20 protein-coding genes are annotated in these 18,954 nt (G+C 71.4%); 16 read left to right on the top strand and 4 right to left on the bottom strand.

Annotated features, from left to right (window positions below; genetic code table 11):
• Positions 1 to 51: 51 nt before the first annotated feature.
• Together MYF83_RS35815 and MYF83_RS35810 are read right to left on the bottom strand one after the other, a co-directional pair.
• Positions 52 to 606: a GNAT family N-acetyltransferase gene (locus MYF83_RS35815; protein ID WP_248965216.1), complete on the bottom strand. Its 555-nt coding sequence runs from the start codon at positions 604 to 606 to the stop codon at positions 52 to 54.
• 39 nt (positions 607 to 645) lie between these two features.
• A complete protein-coding gene (locus MYF83_RS35810; RefSeq protein ID WP_248965215.1) occupies positions 646 to 1,122 on the bottom strand; it encodes a YbaK/EbsC family protein in 477 nt (158 codons plus the stop codon).
• 128 nt (positions 1,123 to 1,250) lie between these two features.
• Between MYF83_RS35810 and MYF83_RS35805 the strand changes: the two genes are divergently transcribed.
• Positions 1,251 to 2,132, top strand: a complete 882-nt coding sequence (locus MYF83_RS35805; protein WP_248965214.1) for a L,D-transpeptidase family protein — start codon at positions 1,251 to 1,253, stop codon at positions 2,130 to 2,132.
• Positions 2,133 to 2,950: 818 nt separating this feature from the next.
• Positions 2,951 to 3,391, top strand: a complete 441-nt coding sequence (locus MYF83_RS35800; protein ID WP_248965213.1) for an SAV_6107 family HEPN domain-containing protein — start codon at positions 2,951 to 2,953, stop codon at positions 3,389 to 3,391.
• Between the two features lie 265 nt (positions 3,392 to 3,656).
• Here the strand turns inward: MYF83_RS35800 and MYF83_RS35795 are convergent, their stop codons facing one another.
• Together MYF83_RS35795 and bldD are read right to left on the bottom strand one after the other, a co-directional pair.
• The gene (locus MYF83_RS35795) at positions 3,657 to 4,085 is read right to left on the bottom strand and encodes an RrF2 family transcriptional regulator (RefSeq protein WP_248965212.1); all 429 of its coding nucleotides are present in this window, start codon (positions 4,083 to 4,085) and stop codon (positions 3,657 to 3,659) included.
• A gap of 180 nt (positions 4,086 to 4,265) precedes the next feature.
• Positions 4,266 to 4,760: a transcriptional regulator BldD gene (gene bldD / locus MYF83_RS35790; RefSeq protein WP_189166358.1), complete on the bottom strand. Its 495-nt coding sequence runs from the start codon at positions 4,758 to 4,760 to the stop codon at positions 4,266 to 4,268.
• Positions 4,761 to 5,223: 463 nt separating this feature from the next.
• Here bldD and pyrR point away from each other — a divergent pair, with 463 nt between their 5' ends.
• The 14 genes from pyrR to MYF83_RS35720 form a co-directional block, all read left to right on the top strand.
• Complete coding sequence (gene pyrR / locus MYF83_RS35785; protein ID WP_248965211.1) at positions 5,224 to 5,844, top strand: bifunctional pyr operon transcriptional regulator/uracil phosphoribosyltransferase PyrR; 621 nt, start codon at positions 5,224 to 5,226, stop codon at positions 5,842 to 5,844.
• A gap of 55 nt (positions 5,845 to 5,899) precedes the next feature.
• Complete coding sequence (locus MYF83_RS35780; protein WP_248965210.1) at positions 5,900 to 6,835, top strand: aspartate carbamoyltransferase catalytic subunit; 936 nt, start codon at positions 5,900 to 5,902, stop codon at positions 6,833 to 6,835.
• On the top strand, positions 6,832 to 8,136 hold the full coding sequence (locus MYF83_RS35775; RefSeq protein ID WP_248965208.1) for a dihydroorotase: 1,305 nt from the start codon (positions 6,832 to 6,834) through the stop codon (positions 8,134 to 8,136). Before MYF83_RS35780 ends, MYF83_RS35775 begins: the two co-directional genes overlap by 4 nt.
• Positions 8,133 to 9,281, top strand: coding sequence for a glutamine-hydrolyzing carbamoyl-phosphate synthase small subunit (gene carA, locus MYF83_RS35770; RefSeq protein ID WP_248965207.1), 1,149 nt, complete (start codon positions 8,133 to 8,135; stop codon positions 9,279 to 9,281). Before MYF83_RS35775 ends, carA begins: the two co-directional genes overlap by 4 nt.
• Entirely contained in the window at positions 9,274 to 12,564 is a 3,291-nt protein-coding gene (gene carB / locus MYF83_RS35765) for a carbamoyl-phosphate synthase large subunit (RefSeq protein ID WP_248965205.1), read from the top strand. The genes carA and carB overlap by 8 nt, the downstream gene beginning before the upstream one ends.
• Before the next feature lie 13 nt (positions 12,565 to 12,577).
• Positions 12,578 to 13,474 carry a dihydroorotate dehydrogenase electron transfer subunit gene (locus MYF83_RS35760; protein ID WP_372500338.1) on the top strand — a complete coding sequence of 299 codons (897 nt, stop codon included), beginning with the start codon at positions 12,578 to 12,580 and terminating at the stop codon, positions 13,472 to 13,474.
• Positions 13,464 to 14,438, top strand: a complete 975-nt coding sequence (locus MYF83_RS35755; protein WP_248965204.1) for a dihydroorotate dehydrogenase — start codon at positions 13,464 to 13,466, stop codon at positions 14,436 to 14,438. The genes MYF83_RS35760 and MYF83_RS35755 overlap by 11 nt, the downstream gene beginning before the upstream one ends.
• Complete coding sequence (gene pyrF / locus MYF83_RS35750) at positions 14,435 to 15,133, top strand: orotidine-5'-phosphate decarboxylase (protein WP_248965202.1); 699 nt, start codon at positions 14,435 to 14,437, stop codon at positions 15,131 to 15,133. Before MYF83_RS35755 ends, pyrF begins: the two co-directional genes overlap by 4 nt.
• 257 nt (positions 15,134 to 15,390) lie before the next feature.
• Complete coding sequence (gene mihF, locus MYF83_RS35745; protein WP_114031276.1) at positions 15,391 to 15,714, top strand: integration host factor, actinobacterial type; 324 nt, start codon at positions 15,391 to 15,393, stop codon at positions 15,712 to 15,714.
• 118 nt (positions 15,715 to 15,832) lie between these two features.
• Entirely contained in the window at positions 15,833 to 16,426 is a 594-nt protein-coding gene (gene gmk, locus MYF83_RS35740) for a guanylate kinase (RefSeq protein WP_248965201.1), read from the top strand.
• 97 nt (positions 16,427 to 16,523) lie between these two features.
• Positions 16,524 to 16,787, top strand: a complete 264-nt coding sequence (gene rpoZ, locus MYF83_RS35735) for a DNA-directed RNA polymerase subunit omega (RefSeq protein WP_248965200.1) — start codon at positions 16,524 to 16,526, stop codon at positions 16,785 to 16,787.
• A 51-nt stretch (positions 16,788 to 16,838) separates the two neighbouring features.
• On the top strand, positions 16,839 to 18,059 hold the full coding sequence (coaBC, locus tag MYF83_RS35730; RefSeq protein WP_248965271.1) for a bifunctional phosphopantothenoylcysteine decarboxylase/phosphopantothenate--cysteine ligase CoaBC: 1,221 nt from the start codon (positions 16,839 to 16,841) through the stop codon (positions 18,057 to 18,059).
• Positions 18,060 to 18,216: 157 nt separating this feature from the next.
• Positions 18,217 to 18,585, top strand: coding sequence for a hypothetical protein (locus MYF83_RS35725; protein WP_248965197.1), 369 nt, complete (start codon positions 18,217 to 18,219; stop codon positions 18,583 to 18,585).
• Between the two features lie 133 nt (positions 18,586 to 18,718).
• Positions 18,719 to 18,954, top strand: a 236-nt coding sequence (locus MYF83_RS35720) for an S-adenosylmethionine synthetase N-terminal domain-containing protein (protein ID WP_279340511.1), incomplete at its 3' end; no start/stop codon positions are given.

The raw sequence follows: 18,954 nt of genomic DNA, 5'->3' as shown, positions 1-18,954 counted from the left end.
CAGCGCCCTACCGGGCGGCCTCCCGCCGCCCGGCGTGGCCGGCGTCCGGGGCTAGGGGAGCGGGCGGAGCGGAAGGGCGCTGCCGACGATGGCGTAGTGCTCGTATCCGCCGGGGAACACGAACCCGCTGATCAGGTCGGTGAAGCCGAGCCGCCGGTACAGATGCCGCGCGGCCGTGGGCTGGTCGTGGGTGGACATCACCGCGCTGCGCTCCGGCCTGCCTTCGCACAGGCTCTGGACGAGCCGGCGGCCGACCCCCTTGCCCTGGTAGTCGGGACGCACGTGGATCTCGGCGATCTCGAGGGCGTTCTCGAACCACGCGTCGGCGGCCGCCGCGCCTTCCCGGTCCTTCAGGGCGCGGCGCACGACGTCATGCCACCACTGGCCGGGCATGCCGTGGAAGCCGTACCCGAAGCCGATGGTGGTGCCGTCGGTCGTCTGGGCGAGCAGGCACGTGAAGGCGGGGTACGTCGAGTGGTTGCGCATGATGCTCTGCCGGCCGGAAAGCTGGTCGTACGGAGGGCGCATCGCTTCCGTGTAGATGTCGATCACGGTGTCCAGCGAGGCGGTGAAGTCCGCAGGATCGGCGCGTCGCAGTTCGATCACTCATCGCACACTAGCGCACGGTCATCGCCCGCGCCGTGGTCACTCCACCTCGACCGGGGTGCCCCCCGTCATGCGCACGAGCTCCTCGAACGTCGTCGGGAAGATCGTGTGCGCGTGGCCGGCCGCCGCCCACACGACCTCGTGCTCGCCGAGCCAGGTGTCGACCAGCGTGCGGATGGGCGCGGGGTGGCCGACCGGGGCGACGCCGCCGATCGCCTGCCCGGTCGCGGCCTTCACGAAGTCAGGGGTGGCGCGCTTGACCTTGGACACCCCGACGAGCCCCGCGATCAGGCCGGTGTCGACCCGGTGGGCGCCGCTGGTCAGCACCAGCAGCGGCTCGCCGTCGGCGTCGAAGATCAGGCTGTTGGCGATCGCGCCCACCTCGCAGCCCAGCTGGGCGGCGGCCGTGACCGCCGTCGGCGCCGGGTCGGTCAGCACGACGACTTCACCGCTCACCCCCGACTCGCGCAGTGCGGCGGACACCTTGGCCACGTTCGGATGCAACTTTTCTGGCACCAGGACACTCTAAACAGGTTGACCGGCATCAGCGATTGATTACATCTCTGTGACCGTACGGGGCGGAGCGTGATCGATGCGCTAGGGTCCGTGAACCGTACGTGGTGCTGTCGAAGGGGAGTCTTGACATGGCGCTTGGGAGGCGGCTCGCCGTCACGGCGGTGCTGACCGCGGGAGCCGTGCTCGTCTCGGGCTGCGGGGCGGGGACCGGGCAGGGCGCGCAGGCGGCCACCGGCACGACCGCGGCGCGCGCCGCGAGCCCTGAAGGCACGTCCGCCACGCGTGCCGCGAGCCCGGCGGGGACGTCCGCCGCAGGCGCGTTCCACGCGTCGCCGGCCGGGCTGGCCGGCGCGGCCAAGCCGTTCGCGGCGCCGCACGGCAACCTGCGGTTCGGCGCCAAGGGCGCCGCGGTCAAGGAGCTTCAGAGCAGGCTGCGCGAGCTCGGCTACGCCCCCGGGAAGATCGACTCCAAGTACGGCGGCACCACCCAGTCGGCGGTGTGGGCGTTCCAGAAGATCCAGGGCATCGCCCCGACCAGCACGATCAGCGCCCGCACCTGGCGGGCGCTGGAGAACCCCAAGGCCCCGCAGGTGCTCGTGCCGAACGGCAAGCCCGACCGGGTTGAGATCAACCTCACCAAGCAGGTCGCCGTGCTCTACAGGTCCGGCCAGGTCAGGCTGATCACCCACGTCTCCTCGGGCAGCGGCATCCCCTACTGCGAGACCGCGACCTGGCAGGGCAAGACGCAGAGGTTCTGTGGCAGCGCCAGGACGCCGACGGGAGACTACAAGACCACCTGGCGGCGGTCGGGCTGGCACAGGTCCTATCTCGGCCAGCTGTACAACCCGATCTTCTTCAACGGCGGCATCGCCCTCCACGGCGCGCTGTCGGTCCCGCTCTACCCGGCCTCCCACGGGTGCGTGCGCCTTCCGATGCATGTCGCCGAGATGCTGCCCGGCCTCCTGGGCGCCGGCGTCCCGGTGCACGTCAGGGGCGGTTTCCGCCGCTGAGACCCGCGCTCGCCAGGGCCGCGGTCGTCGTTGACGGCCGCGGCCTTCTGCGTTGAACGACACCCGTGACGCTTGAACGGCGTCCCCCGTCCCGGTCGAACGGAGTCCGTTCCGGTCGAACGGCGTTCCCGTCCACTTCGAACGGAACCCGTCCCGATCGAACGGCGTTCCCGTCCACTTCGAAGGGAACCCGTCCCGAGTTGAAGGGCGTCCCGGTCGAACGGAGTCCGCGCCCGTTGAACGGCGTCCGTCCCGGCCGCCGGCCGCTCTCCCGTCCTGGCCGTATCCCGGTGTTCGAACGCCACGGTGACCGCATGATCGAACCTATGTTCGCCTGATGCTTGACATGGCGGGTCATCGAATTTATGTTCGACATAGTGAGGGTGGGACTCGCGGCCCGCCCTCACCAAACGGCTGGGGAGTGCCGTCGGCGGCGGCCTCGCCACGAGACACCGATGGCCGGACGGGGAGAGGGGAAGCTCCTCGTCCGGCCCCGAGCAGACCGGCATGGCGGCGCCGGCACGACGCGTCGGCCGCATGAGAGCCCGGAGGCGCGCCACAGGCGCGGAGCGGCCCCCGCAGAGACGGGCGGCCCACCGGGCAGGCCGGCCGAGACCGGAGCCACGACATCACGAGCGGAGGGGCTGGGAAAGGAACCGGAGCACCCGCGGCACGCCGGCCGTGCCGGGGCGAGGGACGAGCGAGGGCACGAGCATCCGAGTGACCATGACCAGCGGACCACCGGAATTGTCGGTGGGGTCTGCGACCGTGTTATCACCGGCGGTCACCGCCGGAGCCATGACCCCGAGGAGGGTGGCATGACTCGAGAGTCCGGAGAAGGTCCCCGGGTTTCACAGACCGTGCGCGCGCACCTTGCCGACGCGCACTCCTGCCTTGCGGACGCCGCGGCGGCCCGCACTCCCGCCGAGCGTTACGTCTCGGCCCATCTGGCGGCGCTGCGCGCGGCCGCCGCGATCCTCGCGGCGCTTCCGCGGCCGATGGACGGCCGCAGGCGCCGGCTCCGCAGCGCGTGGGAACTGCTCCCCGAGGCCGAGCCCAGGCTGGCGCGCTGGGCGGCGTACTTCGCCGAGAGCGCGCGCAAGCGGGCGGCGGCCGAGGCCGGCATGGTCCGCGTGGTGTCGGCACGCGACGCCGAAGAGCTGATCACCGAGGCCGACACCTTCGTCGGCGTCGTCGAAGACATATTGGGCGTCCCAGGCCAGTCCGCCCTCCCGGTGAAGGCGCCCCTGGCCGGATAAAGGACACCTCTCCGCTCCGGACCGGCGTTCGCCGGTCAGGTGAGGAGCGGCGCCCCGGGCGCCGGAACGCTGGGGTGTCCTGGCGCGATGGCGGGTGACCTGCCTGGATACAGTGGTGGTGACCGTTCGCACGACAGGGGTCGGGGCGTCGCGGGCCAAGCGGCCAGGTGGATGCCGGCGGCTTCGGGGGTCCCGTGGCCGCAGCCATAATTGGTATTGATCTTCATATTTAAGGGCGGAAAAAACCGGCCGTGCGCCGCCGCCCTCAGCCGAGGGAGAGCAGCACCGGTCCGGTCGGCGAGGCGACCAGATCGTCCACCGTCAGCGGGTCGAGAGCGGCGTAGAACGCCTGCTGGGCGTTGCGCAGCGCGCCGCGCAGACGGCAGGCGGCCCGCAGCGGGCAGGGGGTCTCGCCCTCGCACGCCACGACCTCCTCCTCGCCTTCCAGCTCGCGGACCAGCCAGCCCAGCGACGCCGTGCGGCCGAACGCGGTGAGCTCCAGGCCGCCGCCGCGCCCCCTGCGGGCGTCCACCACCCCGAGATGCCGCAGCCGGGAGATGGCCTTGGCGGTGTGGGTGTAGGGGATCGCCATGGCCTCCGCCACCTGTCTGGTGGTGATGGTCGTCCCCGGCGCCGTGACCGCCAGGCGCATGGTGACCCGCAGGGCGAGGTCGGTGAACCGCGTCAGCCGCACGCCACGAACGTAGCAAAGTGGAATCTGGGCTGACAATTTGATGACTGTCATTGTGGGAAACCCCGCAAGGCGCCCAGGGATGAGAAAAGCCCGCCGGGTGAGCGGTGAGGCTCACCCGGCGGGCTCGTCAGCGCGTACGGCTCACGATCGTCCCGGTGCGGTCCGGAACGGGGGGACCGATCAGAAGGATTCGACGGCGCGGCGCGCCTCGGCGTCGAGCACACCCCAGTTGATGAGCTCCTCGGTCAGCTCGGTGGGGGACTTGTCATAGATGACCGCGAGGGACCGCAGGTCCTCCTGGCGGATCGAGAGCACCTTGCCGTTGTAGTCGCCACGCTGGCTCTGGATGGTGGCCGCGTAGCGGGCGAGCGCACCGGCCTTCTCCTTCGGCAACTGCGCGAGCCGCTCGAGATCGATCACGAGCTTCGGCGTCGGGCCAAGCGGGCTCGGCGCGGAGCCGCCGGGAAGCAACTCCGAGACCGGCACGCCGTAGAAGTCGGCCAACTCGGCGAGCTTCTGCACCGTCACGGCACGGTCGCCACGCTCGTAGGAGCCAACGACGACGGCCTTCCACCTTCCCCGCGACTTCTCTTCGACTCCATGCAGTGATAGTCCCTGCTGGGTGCGGATGGCGCGGAGTCTTGCGCCCAGCGACTTTGCGTAGTCAGACGGCATTGTTTGGCCCCCCGGCTTTCTATGAACGTTCTCACTTATTGTGCGCCTTGCGACGAATGCCACGGCGATCGGGTGGCACCCGGGGAGGCACCATCGGTGACCGACGCGTCGTGGTTTACCCGAGAACGTCGCGAGGTGTGGTTACGGACAGTGACGGTAAAGGTGTGGACGTGATTGGTCAAGCTGATTGGAAAAAAGATGCCGAATCCTGTCCGGTTCCGCCCTCCTATGCTCGGTAGTAAGCGCTGGGCCTGCTCCCGGCATCCCGGGCGGGCATGGATTCCGCGCCGATCTCGTAAAGATCGCCGGCCCGGCCGGGACGCCCCGCAGGGGGCGGCCTGACCGCATCTGCGCAGGTTGGGAAGGTCCGGCCGGTTCTGAGGGTTCGGCATGGGGCTGCTAACGTGGGGCACGCCAGTTCCTTTAAGACCCGTCCTGTGAGGCGGGAAAGGTGGTGACCCTCATGAACGCAGCCCGAAATCAGGCGCGCGATGACGAGCCCCGCTCCAATGGGGAGGTCGTGCCCGGCGGTGGGCGTCCCGTCGACGGCGAGCGCGCCGTCCTGGAGGCTCCCGACATCAACCGGGCCCTCACCCGCATCGCCCACGAGATCCTCGAACGCGCCAAGGGCCCCGAGAAGCTCCTGCTCCTCGGCATCCCGACCAGGGGCACCGTCCTCGCGCGACGGCTCGCCGACCGCATCGAGCAGGTCGAGGGCCGCCCGGTGGCATCCGGTTCCCTCGACGTGACGATGTACCGCGACGACCTGCGGCTCCGGCCCGCGCGGGCCCTCGGCCGCACCGACCTGCCCAAGGAGGGCGTCGACGGCCGCATCGTGGTCCTGGTCGACGACGTCCTGTACTCCGGCCGCACGGTGCGCGCGGCGCTCGACGCGCTGAACGACCTCGGCCGCCCGACGGCGGTCCGGCTGGCGGTCCTGGTCGACCGCGGCCACCGCGAGCTTCCGATACGCGCCGACTACGTCGGCAAGAACCTCCCCACCTCCCGCGCCGAGACCGTCCGGGTGTGCCTGGCCGAGATCGACCAGCGTGACGCGGTCCTGCTGAGAGGAGGCCAGCGATGAAGCCGCTGCCCTCGTTCACCGCCGAGCCCGCCGACGGCCCGAGAGGAGACCGGCGATGATGCGTCACCTGCTGTCGACGGCCGACCTGTCGCGCGACGACGCCCTGCTGATCCTCGACACCGCCGAGCAGCTGGCCCAGGTCTCCGGCCGCTCCATCAAGAAGCTGCCGACGCTGCGCGGCCGCACGGTCGTGAACCTCTTCTTCGAGGACTCCACCCGCACCCGCATCTCCTTCGAGGCGGCCGCCAAGCGGCTGTCCGCGGACGTGATCAACTTCTCGGCGAAGGGGTCGAGCGTCTCCAAGGGCGAGAGCCTCAAGGACACCGCGCTCACCCTGCAGGCGATGGGCGCCGACGCCGTCGTGATCCGCCACGGCGCCTCCGGGGCCCCGCACCGCCTGGCCAACTGGGTCGACGGCAGCGTGGTGAACGCGGGGGACGGCACCCACGAGCACCCGACGCAGGCGCTGCTCGACGCCTTCACCATGCGCCGCCGCCTGGGCGACCTCGACGGCCGCCGGGTCACGATCGTCGGCGACGTGCTGCACAGCAGGGTCGCCCGCTCCAACGTCCACCTGCTGCACACCCTCGGGGCCGAGGTGACGCTGGTCGCGCCGCCGACGCTGCTGCCGGTGGCGATGGGCGACTGGCCGTGCGAGGTCTCCTACGACTTCGACGCCGTGCTCTCCAAGTCCGACGTGGTCATGATGCTGCGCGTCCAGCACGAGCGGATGAACGCCTCCTACTTCCCCTCGGCCCGCGAGTACAGCCGCCGCTACGGCCTGGACCCCGAGCGGCTCGGCAGGATGCCCGAAGAGGCGATCGTCATGCATCCCGGGCCGATGAACCGCGGCATGGAGATCGCCGCCGAGGTCGCCGACTGCGCGCGTTCCACCATCGTCGAGCAGGTCACCAACGGCGTGACCGTGCGGATGGCCGTCCTGTACCTGCTGCTGTCCGGCTCGGAGCCCGCGATCGGGGGAAACCAGTGACCTACCTGCTGAAGGGCGCCCGCGTTCTCGGGGGCGAGCCCAAGGACATCCTGCTCAAGGCCGGGTACATCGCGGAGATCGGGGCGCCCGGCGAGGTGGACGGCACCGGGGCCGGGCACATCGACGCCAGTGGGCTGATCGCGCTGCCCGGCCTGGTCGACCTGCACACCCACCTGCGCGAGCCGGGGCGCGAGGACGCCGAGACCGTGGAGTCCGGCACGGCCGCCGCGGCGCTCGGCGGGTTCACCGCCGTGCACGCCATGGCCAACACCTCGCCGGTCGCCGACACGGCGGGCGTGGTCGAGCAGGTCTGGCGGCTCGGCCAGGAGGCCGGCCACTGCGACGTGCAGCCCGTCGGCGCGGTCACCTCGGGGCTCGCGGGCAGGCAGCTCGCCGAGCTCGGCGCGATGGCCGACAGCGCCGCCCGGGTGCGGGTCTTCTCCGACGACGGGGTGTGCGTCTCCGACGCCGTCCTCATGCGCCGGGCCCTCGAGTACGTCAAGGCGTTCGACGGGGTGGTGGCCCAGCACGCGCAGGAGCCGCGGCTGACCGAGGGCGCGCAGATGAACGAGGGCGCCGTGTCCGGGCGCCTCGGGCTGACCGGCTGGCCCGCCGTCGCCGAGGAGGCGATCATCGCGCGCGACTGCCTGCTGGCCGCGCACGTCGGGTCCCGGCTGCACATCTGCCACGTCTCCACGGCCGGGTCGGTCGAGATCATCCGCTGGGCCAAGTCGAAGGGCTGGGACGTCACCGCCGAGGTGACCCCGCACCACCTCCTGCTCACCGACGCCTTCGCCGAGGACTCGCCCACCGGCCCCTACAACCCGATCTACAAGGTGAACCCCCCGCTGCGCACCCGGGCGGACGTCGTGGCGCTGCGTGAGGCGCTCGCCGACGGCACGATCGACTGCGTGGCCACCGACCACGCCCCCCACCCGGTCGAGGACAAGGAGACCGAGTGGCCGGCGGCGGCCATGGGCATGATCGGCCTGGAGACCGCCCTCTCGGTGGTCCAGGAGGCCATGGTCGAGACGGGCCTGCTCGACTGGGCGGGCGTCGCCGACCGCATGTCCGCGCGGCCGGCCCGCATCGGCCGGCTGGACGGCCATGGCGGGCCGCTGAAGCCCGGAGCCCCCGCGAACCTCACCCTCCTCGACCCCGCCACCCGATGGGCGGTCGACCCGGGCGGGTTCGCCTCCAAGAGCCGTAACACCCCCTACCAGGGCATGACCCTGCCGGGCCGAGTCGTCGCGACGTTCCTGCGCGGCCGACCCACCGTTCTCGAAGGGAAGCTCACGTGACGCTCGCGACCACGGGCACGGCCGTCCTCGTGCTGGAGGACGGCCGGGTCTTCCACGGCACGCCGTACGGCGCCGAGGGCGAGACCTTCGGCGAGATGGTGTTCTCCACCGGCATGACCGGATACCAGGAGACCCTCACCGACCCCTCCTACCACCGGCAGATCGTGGCGATGACCGCGCCGCACATCGGCAACACCGGGGTCAACGACGAGGACCCGGAGTCCTCCCGCATCTGGGTCGCCGGGTACGTCGTGCGCGAGCCGGCCCGCGTCGCCTCCAGCTGGCGGTCCCGCCGCTCGCTGGACGAGGAGCTGCGCCGGCAGGGTGTCGTCGGCATCGCCATGCCGGGCACCCGGGCGCTCACCCGCCACCTGCGCGAGCGCGGCGCCATGCGCGCCGGCGTGTTCACCTCGCCCGCCGCCCCGGTCGAGGAGCTGGTCGAGAAGGTCCGCAGCAGTCCCGCGATGGTCGGCGCCGACCTGGCCAAGGAGGTCTCGACGCCCGAGCCGTACGTCGTCCCCGCCCACGGCGAGAAGCGTTTCACGGTCGCGGCGGTCGACCTCGGCATCAAGGCGATGACCCCCTACCGCATGGCCGAGCGGGGATGCGAGGTCCACGTGCTCCCCGCGAGCGCGACGGCGGCCGACATCCTCGCGCTCGACCCCGACGGGGTCTTCCTGTCCAACGGGCCGGGCGACCCCGCGACCGCCGACTACGCCGTCGAGGCGGTCACGGGCGTGCTGGACGCGGGCACGCCGGTCTTCGGCATCTGCTTCGGCAACCAGATCCTCGGCCGTGCCCTCGGGCTCGGCACCTACAAGCTGCGGTACGGCCACCGGGGCGTGAACCAGCCTGTGCAGGACCGCCGCACCGGCAAGGTGGACATCTCGGCGCACAACCACGGCTTCGCCGTGCAGGCTCCCACCGACGGCCCGTTCGACACGCCGTACGGCCGCGCGGAGGTGAGCCACGTGAACCTCAACGACGGCTGCGTGGAGGGCCTGCGCCTGCTGGACCGCCCCGCGTTCAGCGTCCAGTACCACCCGGAGGCCGCCGCCGGCCCGCACGACGCCGCGGGCCTGTTCGACGAGTTCTGCGCCCTGATGGCGCGCCCGGGCACCACGGAGGGTGGCAAGAGTGTCTAAGCGCACGGACATCGAGTCGATCATGGTGATCGGCTCGGGGCCGATCGTGATCGGCCAGGCCTGCGAGTTCGACTACTCGGGCACCCAGGCGTGCAGGGTTCTGCGGGCCGAGGGCTACCGGGTGGTCCTGGTCAACAGCAACCCGGCGACCATCATGACCGACCCGGAGTTCGCCGACGCCACCTACGTCGAGCCGATCACCCCCGAGATCGTCGAGAAGATCATCGCCAGGGAGCGTCCCGACGCGCTGCTGCCCACCCTGGGCGGGCAGACCGCGCTCAACACGGCGGTCGCCCTGCACGAGGCGGGGGTTCTGAAGCGCTACGGGGTCGAGCTGATCGGCGCGGACATCGACGCCATCCAGGCGGGGGAGAACCGCGAGCTGTTCAAGCGGATCGTCGCCAAGGTCGCCGCCGAGCACGGCCTGAACGCCGAGTCGGCGCGGTCGGCGATCTGCCACACGCTGCCGGAATGCCTGGACGCCGCGGCCGGGCTCGGCTACCCGGTCGTCGTGCGGCCGAGCTTCACCATGGGCGGCGCCGGGTCGGGGTTCGCCTACGACGAGGAGGACCTGCACCGCATCGCCGGCGCGGGCCTGGACGCCTCGCCGACCACCGAGGTGCTCCTGGAGGAGTCCATCCTCGGCTGGAAGGAGTACGAGCTGGAGGTCATGCGCGACCGGGCCGACAACGTCGTCATCGTCTGCTCCATCGAGAACATCGACCCGATGGGCGTGCACACCGGCGACAGCGTCACGGTCGCCCCGGCCATGACCCTCACCGACCGCGAGTACCAGAACATGCGCGACGTGGCCATCGCGGTCATCCGCGAGGTCGGCGTCGACACCGGCGGCTGCAACATCCAGTTCGCGGTCGACCCGCGCACCGGACGCATGATCGTCATCGAGATGAACCCGCGCGTGTCGCGGTCGAGCGCCCTGGCCTCCAAGGCCACCGGCTTCCCGATCGCCAAGATCGCGGCCAAGCTCGCCGTCGGCTACACGCTGGACCAGATCCCGAACGACATCACCCGCGAGACGCCGGCGTCGTTCGAGCCGTCGCTGGACTACGTCGTGGTCAAGGTGCCGCGCTTCGCCTTCGAGAAGTTCGCCGGCGCCGACCAGACCCTCACGACCCACATGAAGTCGGTCGGCGAGGCCATGGCCATCGGCAGGTCCTTCCCCGAAGCCCTCCAGAAGGCCCTCAGGTCGCTGGAGAAGAAGGGATCGTCCTTCGGCTGGGCCGGAGACCCCGGAGACAAGGACGCGCTGCTCAGCGCCTGCCGCACCCCCCACGACGGGCGGCTGCGCACCATGCAGCAGGCCATCATGGCCGGCGCGACCCTCGAGGAGCTGTACGAGGCGACCAGCATCGACCCGTGGTTCCTCGACCAGCTCTACCTCATCGACGAGGAGGCGCGGGCGATCGGCGCCGGCGAGCTGACGCTCGCCGCGCTGACCCGCGCCAAGGGCCACGGCTTCAGCGACGCGCAGATCGCCGAGATCCGCGGCGTCACCGAGCCGGAGGTGCGGGCGCTGCGCCACGGGCTCGGCGTGCGGCCGGTCTACAACACCGTGGACACCTGCGCCGCCGAGTTCGCCGCCAAGACGCCGTACCTGTACTCGACCTACGACGAGGAGACCGAGGTCCCCTACGGCGACCGGCCCAAGGTCATCATCCTCGGCAGCGGGCCCAACCGCATCGGGCAGGGCATCGAGTTCGACTACGCCTGCGTCCACGCCTCGTTCGAGCTGTCGGCCGCCGGGTACGAGACCGTGATGGTCAACTGCAACCCCGAGACGGTCTCGACCGACTACGACACCTCCGACCGGCTGTACTTCGAGCCGCTCACCCTGGAGGACGTCCTTGAGGTCGTGCACGCCGAGCAGCAGACCGGGCCGGTCGCCGGAGTGATCGTCCAGCTCGGTGGCCAGACGCCGCTCGGGCTCGCACAGGCGCTCAAGGACGCCGGGGTGCCGGTCGTCGGCACCAGTCCCGAGTCCATCCACCTGGCCGAGGAGCGCGGCGCCTTCGGGCGGGTGCTCGCCGAGGCCGGCCTGCCCGCCCCCAAGCACGGCACCGCCGTCACCGTGGAGGAGGCGCGGGCCATCGCCGAGGAGATCGGATACCCGGTGCTGGTGCGCCCGTCCTACGTCCTCGGCGGCGCCGGCATGGCGATCGTGTACGACGAGGAGACGCTGAGCGCGTACATGGCGCGGGCCGGAGCGGCCAGCGACCATCCGGTGCTCGTCGACAGGTTCCTCGACGAGGCCATCGAGATCGACGTGGACGCCCTGTACGACGGGGAGGAGCTCTACCTCGGCGGGGTCATGGAGCACATCGAGGAGGCCGGCATCCACTCCGGCGACTCGGCGTGCGCGCTGCCGCCGATCACCCTCGGCGGGTTCGACATCAAGCGCATCCGCGCGGCCACCGAGGCCATCGCCCGTGGCGTGGGCGTGCGCGGGCTCCTGAACGTCCAGTACGCCATGCTGGCCAACGTCCTGTACGTCCTTGAGGCCAACCCGCGCGCGAGCCGCACGGTGCCGTTCGTGTCCAAGGCGACGGCCGTGCCGCTGGCCAAGGCCGCGGCACGGGTCATGATGGGCACGACCATCGCGGCGCTGCGCTCGGAGGGCATGCTGCCCGCCGAGGGCGACGGTGGCACGCTGCCGCTGGACGCCCCCATCGCCGTCAAGGAGGCCGTGCTGCCCTTCAACCGGTTCCGGGGCGTCGACACGATCCTCGGGCCCGAGATGCGCTCCACGGGCGAGGTGATGGGCATCGACGAGGTGTTCGGCACCGCCTACGCCAAGTCGCAGTCGGCCTCCTACGGCTCGCTGCCCACCAAGGGCCGCGCGTTCGTCTCGGTCGCCAATCGTGACAAGCGGGCGATGATCTTCCCGGTGAAGGCGCTCGCCGACCTCGGGTTCGAGATCCTCGCCACAGAGGGCACCGCCGAGGTGCTGCGCCGCAACGGCGTCCATGCCAAGATCGTGCGAAAGCAGAGCGACGGCGTCGGCACGGACGGTGAGCCCACCATCGTGACCCGCATCCTGGACGGCGAGGTGGACCTCATCGTGAACACCCCCTTCGGCAGCCCAGGGCAGTCCGGGCCGCGCCTGGACGGCTACGAGATCCGCACCGCCGCCGTCCTGCGGGGCATCCCGTGCGTCACCACTGTGCAGGGGCTCGGTGCGGCCGTACAGGGCATCCAGGCGATCGCGGCGGGTTCGGTGGGCGTACGGTCGCTCCAGGAGCACGCCCAGCGGCTGAGGGGCTGACGCCCGGCGGGAGGTGGAGGAGACGGCCGTTACTCCGGTGCAGGTGACGGGCACGGTGCTGACGACGCGCCGCGTGGACGCCTACCACGCCCTGACCGTGGTCGCGCCCGGCATCGCCGAGCGCTTCCGACCTGGGCATTTCGTCTCCGTGGCCGTCGGCGGGCCGCACACCTCCACGCTGACGCGCCGGGCCTTCTCCGTGCACGACGTCAAGCCCGATTACGGCGGCACGGTGGAGCTGGTCTTCGCCGTGCGCGGCCCGGGCACCTCATGGCTGGCCGAGCGCAAGGCCAGGGACACCTTGGACCTGGTCGGGCCGCTCGGCCGCCCGTTCCCGGTGCCGCGCGACCCGTGCGCGTGCGTGCTGGTCGGCGGCGAGTACGGCTCGGCGTCGCTGTTCGCGCTGGCCGACACCCTGCAGCAGCGCGGCTGCCGGGTCGACTTCGTGCTCGGGGCGGCCTCGGCCGACCGGGTCTTCGGCGCGCTGCGCGCCCGGCGCATGGGGGAGACCACGACGCTCACCACCGAGGACGGCTCGCTGGGGCTGCGCGGCCGGGTCACCGACGCCCTGCCGTCGGTGATCGCGGACGCGCGCGCCGACGTCGTGTACGCGTGCGGCCCGATGCCGATGCTGCGCGGGGTGACCGCCGTCGCCGTCGAGTTCGACATCCCGGTGCAGGTCTGCGTGGAGGAGTCGATGGCGTGCGGGTACGGCGTGTGCATGACCTGCGTGCTCCCGGTGATCGGTGATGACGGGGTGACCCGCATGGTGCGATCCTGCGTGGAGGGGCCGGTCTTCCGCGGAGAGCGGGTGCGGTTCGAGGACATCGGCACCATCCCGTTCGACGCCCTGGGGGCGCCTGGGGGACGAGCACAGGAGGGAGGTGCTCACACCCGAAATGTCAGTTGACATGCGGACGTACCTGGCGCACGTCGAACTGGCCAACCCGATCACCACGGCCGCCGGGTGCGCCGCCTCCGGGGCCGAGCTCTCCCAGTTCTTCGACCTCGCCCGCCTCGGCGCGGTCGTCACCCGCTCGATCACCATGGCGCCCAGGGCCGGGCGGCCGACTCCCCGCATGGCCGAGACGCCCTCCGGCATGCTGAACGCCGTCGGGCTCCAGGGGCCGGGCGTCGAGGTCTTCCTGGAACGCGAGCTGCCCCGGCTCGTCGAGCGGGGAGCGCGCGCCGTCGTGTCCATCGCCGGAGGCAGCGTCGCCGAGTACACCGCGCTGGCGCGCAGGCTGGCCGACGCGCCCGGCGTGGCCGCGATCGAGGTGAACCTCTCCTGCCCGAACGTCGAGGATCTCGGCCGGGTGTTCGCCCGCGACCCGGCCGCCTCCGCCGAGGTCCTCGCGTCGGTGCGGGCCACCATGCGCTACGACGTCCCCGTCGTGGCCAAGCTCGCCCCCGACGTCGCCGACATCGTCGCGGTGGCCCGCGCGTGCGTGGACGGCGGCGCCGACGCGCTCGCCATGATCAACAGCCCGCTCGGCATGAGCATCGACGTGGACACCATGCGCCCCTCGCTCGCCGCCGGCACCGGAGGGCTCTCCGGGCCCGCGATCCGGCCGCTGGCCGTGCGCTGCCTGTGGCAGGTGCACGCCGCGCTGCCCGGCGTGCCCATCGTCGGCATGGGCGGCGTCCTGACCGGCCGCGACGCCCTGGAACTGATCCTCGCGGGCGCCTGTGTCGTCTCGGTGGGCACCGCACTGTTCCACGACCCCTACGCTTGCCTGCGGATCCTGCGGGAGCTCGAAGAGCTGCTCAAAGAGCGCGGCTTCGAGCGGCTCGCCGACGCCGTCGGGCTCGCACACCGACCCCCCGGGGCGGGCCCCCGGCACCGCATCGACCTGGAGGAGAGCTCTCTGTGACGTCCGCACCCATCGCCGTCGCCCTGGACGCACCAGATCTGGAGACGGCGGCCCGCTGGGCGGCCCTGGTCACGCCGCACGTGAGCACAGTCAAGGTCGGCCTCGAACTCTACCTGCGCTACGGCCCCGACGTGATCGCCTCCGTGCGCGGCGCGACGGGCGTCCAGGTCTTCCTCGATCTCAAGCTCCACGACATCCCGAACACCGTCGCCGGCGCGGCCCGGGCCGTCGCGCGGCTCAAGCCCGCCATCCTCACCGTCCACGCGGCCGGAGGGCGCACCATGATCCGCGCCGCGGTGGACGCGCTCCCCAACACCCGCATTGCCGCCGTGACGGCCCTGACATCGCTGTCAGAGGCCGATCTCGAGCGCATCGGGGTCAGGGGACCCGCGAGCGACGCCGTGCGCCGTCTGGCCGTTGAGGCCGTCGGCGCGGGCGCCCAGGCCCTCGTCTGCTCGCCGCGCGAGGTCGCCGCGGTGCGCGCGGAGGTCGGGCCGGGCGTCATGCTGATCACTCCCGGGGTGCGGCCCGCCGGTTCCGACACCCAGGATCAGGCAAGAGTAGCGACTCCGGAGCAGGCCATCGCCGACGGGGCCGACCTTCTGGTGATCGGGCGGCCGATCACCGGCTCCGCCGACCCCGGAGCGGCCGCCGCGGGCATCGCCGCGGCCCTCCGCCGCGTCCTTTCCGGCTGAGCCGCGAAGGGCCCGGGCCACGTCCGAATCGAGCCGAAAGGACTAGCCCGGGGCGGCCCCGGCCGACTGAGAGGACTAGCCCGCGAGGGGCCTGTACAGGCCCGGTTTTGTCGACGCACAGCGATACGATGACCACGGACGGTGAGGAATTTAATTTCTTGGGGGGAGAAACTGGTCTTGACGTTGCTTGAAGGGCCAAGACCAGCTAGTTTCCCCTCCCGTCCGAGTACATCGACAGAAATTCGAGGTGACCCGGCGTGGCTCTTCCTCCCCTGACCCCCGAGCAGCGCGCCGCAGCCCTGGAGAAGGCTGCCAAGGCCCGCAAGGAGCGTGCTGAGGTCAAGAACCGGCTGAAGCACGGCGCGGTTTCTCTGGCTGAGGTGCTGAAGGATGGTCAGACCGACGACGTCATCGGCAAGATGAAGGTGTCGGCACTTTTGGAGTCGCTCCCCGGCGTGGGCAAGGTCCGCGCCAAGCAGCTAATGGAGCGGCTCGGTATCGCCGAGTCCCGTCGTGTACGGGGCCTCGGGGCGAACCAGCGCGCCGCGCTGGAGCGCGAGTTCGGCGGCGCCGAGAGCTGATCTCGGCCCGCGAGAGATTCACGGGGGGTGTGGTGTGACCGGTACGTCCTGGCCCGATGAGGGCGGAGCCCACGAGGCGCCCGTTTTCGGGGGGTCCGGGACACGTGACGGTGACTCCATGCCTCCATCCGGGAGTCCGGAGGCGACAGTGGTCTCCTCCGGACCGACGGGAAACCGCCTCACGGTCCTGTCCGGGCCGTCGGGCGTGGGCAAGTCCACGGTCGTCGCCGAGCTTCGGCGGTCCCACCCAGAGGTGTGGCTGTCGGTCTCGGTGACCACCAGGACGCCCCGTCCGGGCGAGACGCACGGTGTCGAGTACTTCTTCGTCACCGATGAGGAGTTCGACCGCATGGTCGCCGACGGAGAGCTGCTCGAATGGGCGGAATTCGCCGGCAACCGCTACGGGACTCCCCGCGCGCCCGTCGAGTGCAAGCTCGCCGAGGGCGTGCCGACGCTCCTGGAGATCGACCTCCAGGGCGCCCGGCAGGTTCGTGAGACCATGCCCGAGGCCCTGCTGGTCTTCCTGGCCCCGCCGAGCTGGGAGGAGCTGGAGAGCCGCCTGCGTGGTCGCGGCACCGAGCCGGAGGACGTCATCGCGCGCCGCCTGGCCGCGGGCCGCGTCGAGCTGGCGGCCGAGAAGGAGTTCGACCTCTCGCTCGTCAACACGGCCGTCAAGGACGTGTGCGGCCGGCTGGTAGCCTTGCTGAAGTGACGATCGGCCCGGCATAGCGAGCGGGCGCCGTCGTTCCCGCTTGGTATCCTCCGAGGCCAAGACGCAAGACTCGACATTCGACTGAGAGGCCGACGACGTGGCAGGCACTGCCCCGGTTGCCGAAGGCATCACCAACCCGCCGATCGACCAGCTGCTTGAGGTCGTCGACAGCAAGTACAGCCTGGTCATCATGGGCGCGAAGCGGGCGCGCCAGATCAACGCCTACTACTCCCAGCTCGGTGAGGGCCTCCTCGAGTACGTCGGTCCCCTGGTGGAGACCCACGCCCAGGAGAAGCCGCTGTCCATCGCGCTGCGCGAGGTCTCCGAGGGGCTGCTCAGCTCCGAGCCCATCGAGGGCTGAGGCCGCGGGGCCGATCCAGACCGATACCACCGCGTTCGGAGACCGCCCGTGATGGCGAGCCAGGACCGCGCGAGGCCGAGAGTCGTTCTCGGCGTCGGCGCGGGCATCGCCGCGTACAAGGCCTGCGAGCTGCTGCGGCTGTTCACCGAGTCGGGGCACGAGGTCCGGGTCGTCCCGACCCGTGACGCGCTGCGCTTCGTCGGCGAGCCCACCTGGGCCGCCCTGTCGGGCAACCCGGTCACCAGCGAGGTGTGGGAGTCGGTCCACGAGGTGCCCCACGTGCGCATCGGCCAGGGCGCCGACCTGGTGGTGGTCGCCCCGGCGACCGCCGACATCCTGGCCAAGGCCGCCCACGGCCTGGCCGGCGACCTGCTCACCAACACCCTGCTGACCGCCCGCTGCCCCGTGGTCTTCGCTCCCGCCATGCACACCGAGATGTGGGAGCATCCCGCCACCCGGGCGAACGTCGCGACCCTGCGCGAGCGGGGGTCTCTGGTCATCGACCCGGCCGTGGGCCGGCTGACCGGCGCCGACACCGGTCCCGGGCGCCTCCCGGACCCTCTGCAGATCTTCGAGGTCTGCCGCCTCGTGCTCGCCGGGCGCGACCGCGATCTCGCCGGCCGCCGCGTGGTGATCTCCGCGGGGGGCACGCGCGAGGCCATCGACCCGGTCCGCTTCATCGGCAACCGCTCCTCGGGCCTCCAGGGGTACGCGCTGGCCCGCACCGCCGTGGCGCGCGGCGCCGAGGTCACCCTGGTCGCCGCCAACGTGGCCCTGCCCGACCCGGCGGGGGCCAAGGTGGTGCGCGTCGAATCCGCGGCCGATCTGCGGGCCGCCGTGTTCGAGGCGGCCGAGCACGCGGACGCGGTGGTCATGGCCGCGGCCGTCGCCGACTTCCGCCCCGTCGCCCGCAGCGACTCCAAGATCAAGAAGACGTCCGCCGAGCCGGAGCCCATCCACCTGGCGAAGAATCCGGACATCCTGGCGGAGCTGTGCGACCGGCGCAGGCAGGGCGGAAAGCCCGCCCCCGAAGTGATCGCCGGGTTCGCCGCCGAGACCGACGACGTGCTCGCCAACGGCCGGGCCAAGCTCGCCCGCAAGGGCTGTGACCTGCTCGTCGTCAACCAGGTGGGGGAGAACCTCGCCTTCGGCACCCCCGACAACGCCGCCGTGGTCCTGGTGGCGGGCGGAGACCCGGTCGAGATCCCGCGCGGCCCGAAGGAAGCCCTCGCCGACGTCGTCTGGGATCTGATCGCCGCCCGCCTCGCCTGACGCGGGCCGGCGCGGAGGCCGCGCGGTCCGGGCCGGGGAAGGGGCTCCCAGGTCACAGATCGGCGACACCGAGCCCATACCTGGGCGCAAGCCGCTTGCTGGCGGCCGTCTTACGACGGATACTCCAGGTGGATGCCGGACCGGGAGGGCCGAACACATGCCGGTGACCGCCGCCATCAGAGGACGCTGCCGCGCTCTGCTGCCGCCTGGGGAGGACATTCACTATGTCTTCCCGGTCACCCTGGTCCGCTCCGGCGGTGTGGCCAACTACATGGTCGTGGTCACCGAGAGGTCCATCATCGTGCTGGCCACCAAGGTGTTCAGCCGATACGAACCCGCCGCCGTGTGGGCCACCTACCCCCGCCAGACCCGCCTCGGGCCGGTGCGGTTCGCCGCCGGGCCCACGATCCAATTGGGTGGTACGGTTTTCGAGGTCGACGATGAATACGTCGCGGTCGTCGGGGCCGCGGACGCCGTAGCGTTCTCCCCTGGGGACCTGCCGAAGGATCCACTTCCCGATCTCTAGGCCGTCGGCCACGACCATCTGCCAAGACGGTTGAGCGGCGCCGCGTCATGTAGGGCTACACTCGGCGGAGCGCTTTGGCCGTCTCACGCCCAAGCCATCGACGTCAGCAGCCGCTGCATGAGGAGCCACTGAGTTGTCCCGCCGCCTGTTCACCTCCGAGTCGGTCACCGAGGGCCACCCGGACAAGATCGCAGACCAGATCAGCGACGCGATTCTCGACGCCATGCTCAAGGGCGACCCCAAGAGCCGGGTCGCGGTCGAGACCATGATCACGACCGGCCAGGTCCATGTCGCCGGTGAGGTGACGACGGAGACCTATGTCGACATTCCGGGTCTGATCCGGGAGAAGATCCTGGAGATCGGGTACGA

The organism is Sphaerisporangium perillae, assembly GCF_023276435.1.
Lineage (GTDB): Bacteria > Actinomycetota > Actinomycetes > Streptosporangiales > Streptosporangiaceae > Sphaerisporangium > Sphaerisporangium perillae.
This window is presented reverse-complemented; position numbering and strand designations above follow the sequence as displayed.

Excerpts from the sequence above, each read along its gene's own strand:
- MYF83_RS35805 (WP_248965214.1), top strand. The coding sequence starts at position 1,251 with ATGGCGCTTGGGAGGCGGCTCGCCGTCACGGCGGTGCTGACCGCGGGA.
- MYF83_RS35800 (WP_248965213.1), top strand. The coding sequence starts at position 2,951 with ATGACTCGAGAGTCCGGAGAAGGTCCCCGGGTTTCACAGACCGTGCGC.
- bldD (WP_189166358.1), bottom strand. The coding sequence starts at position 4,760 with ATGCCGTCTGACTACGCAAAGTCGCTGGGCGCAAGACTCCGCGCCATC.
- pyrR (WP_248965211.1), top strand. The coding sequence starts at position 5,224 with ATGAACGCAGCCCGAAATCAGGCGCGCGATGACGAGCCCCGCTCCAAT.
- MYF83_RS35780 (WP_248965210.1), top strand. The coding sequence starts at position 5,900 with ATGATGCGTCACCTGCTGTCGACGGCCGACCTGTCGCGCGACGACGCC.
- MYF83_RS35755 (WP_248965204.1), top strand. The coding sequence starts at position 13,464 with ATGTCAGTTGACATGCGGACGTACCTGGCGCACGTCGAACTGGCCAAC.
- gmk (WP_248965201.1), top strand. The coding sequence starts at position 15,833 with ATGCCTCCATCCGGGAGTCCGGAGGCGACAGTGGTCTCCTCCGGACCG.
- coaBC (WP_248965271.1), top strand. The coding sequence starts at position 16,839 with ATGGCGAGCCAGGACCGCGCGAGGCCGAGAGTCGTTCTCGGCGTCGGC.
- MYF83_RS35725 (WP_248965197.1), top strand. The coding sequence starts at position 18,217 with ATGCCGGTGACCGCCGCCATCAGAGGACGCTGCCGCGCTCTGCTGCCG.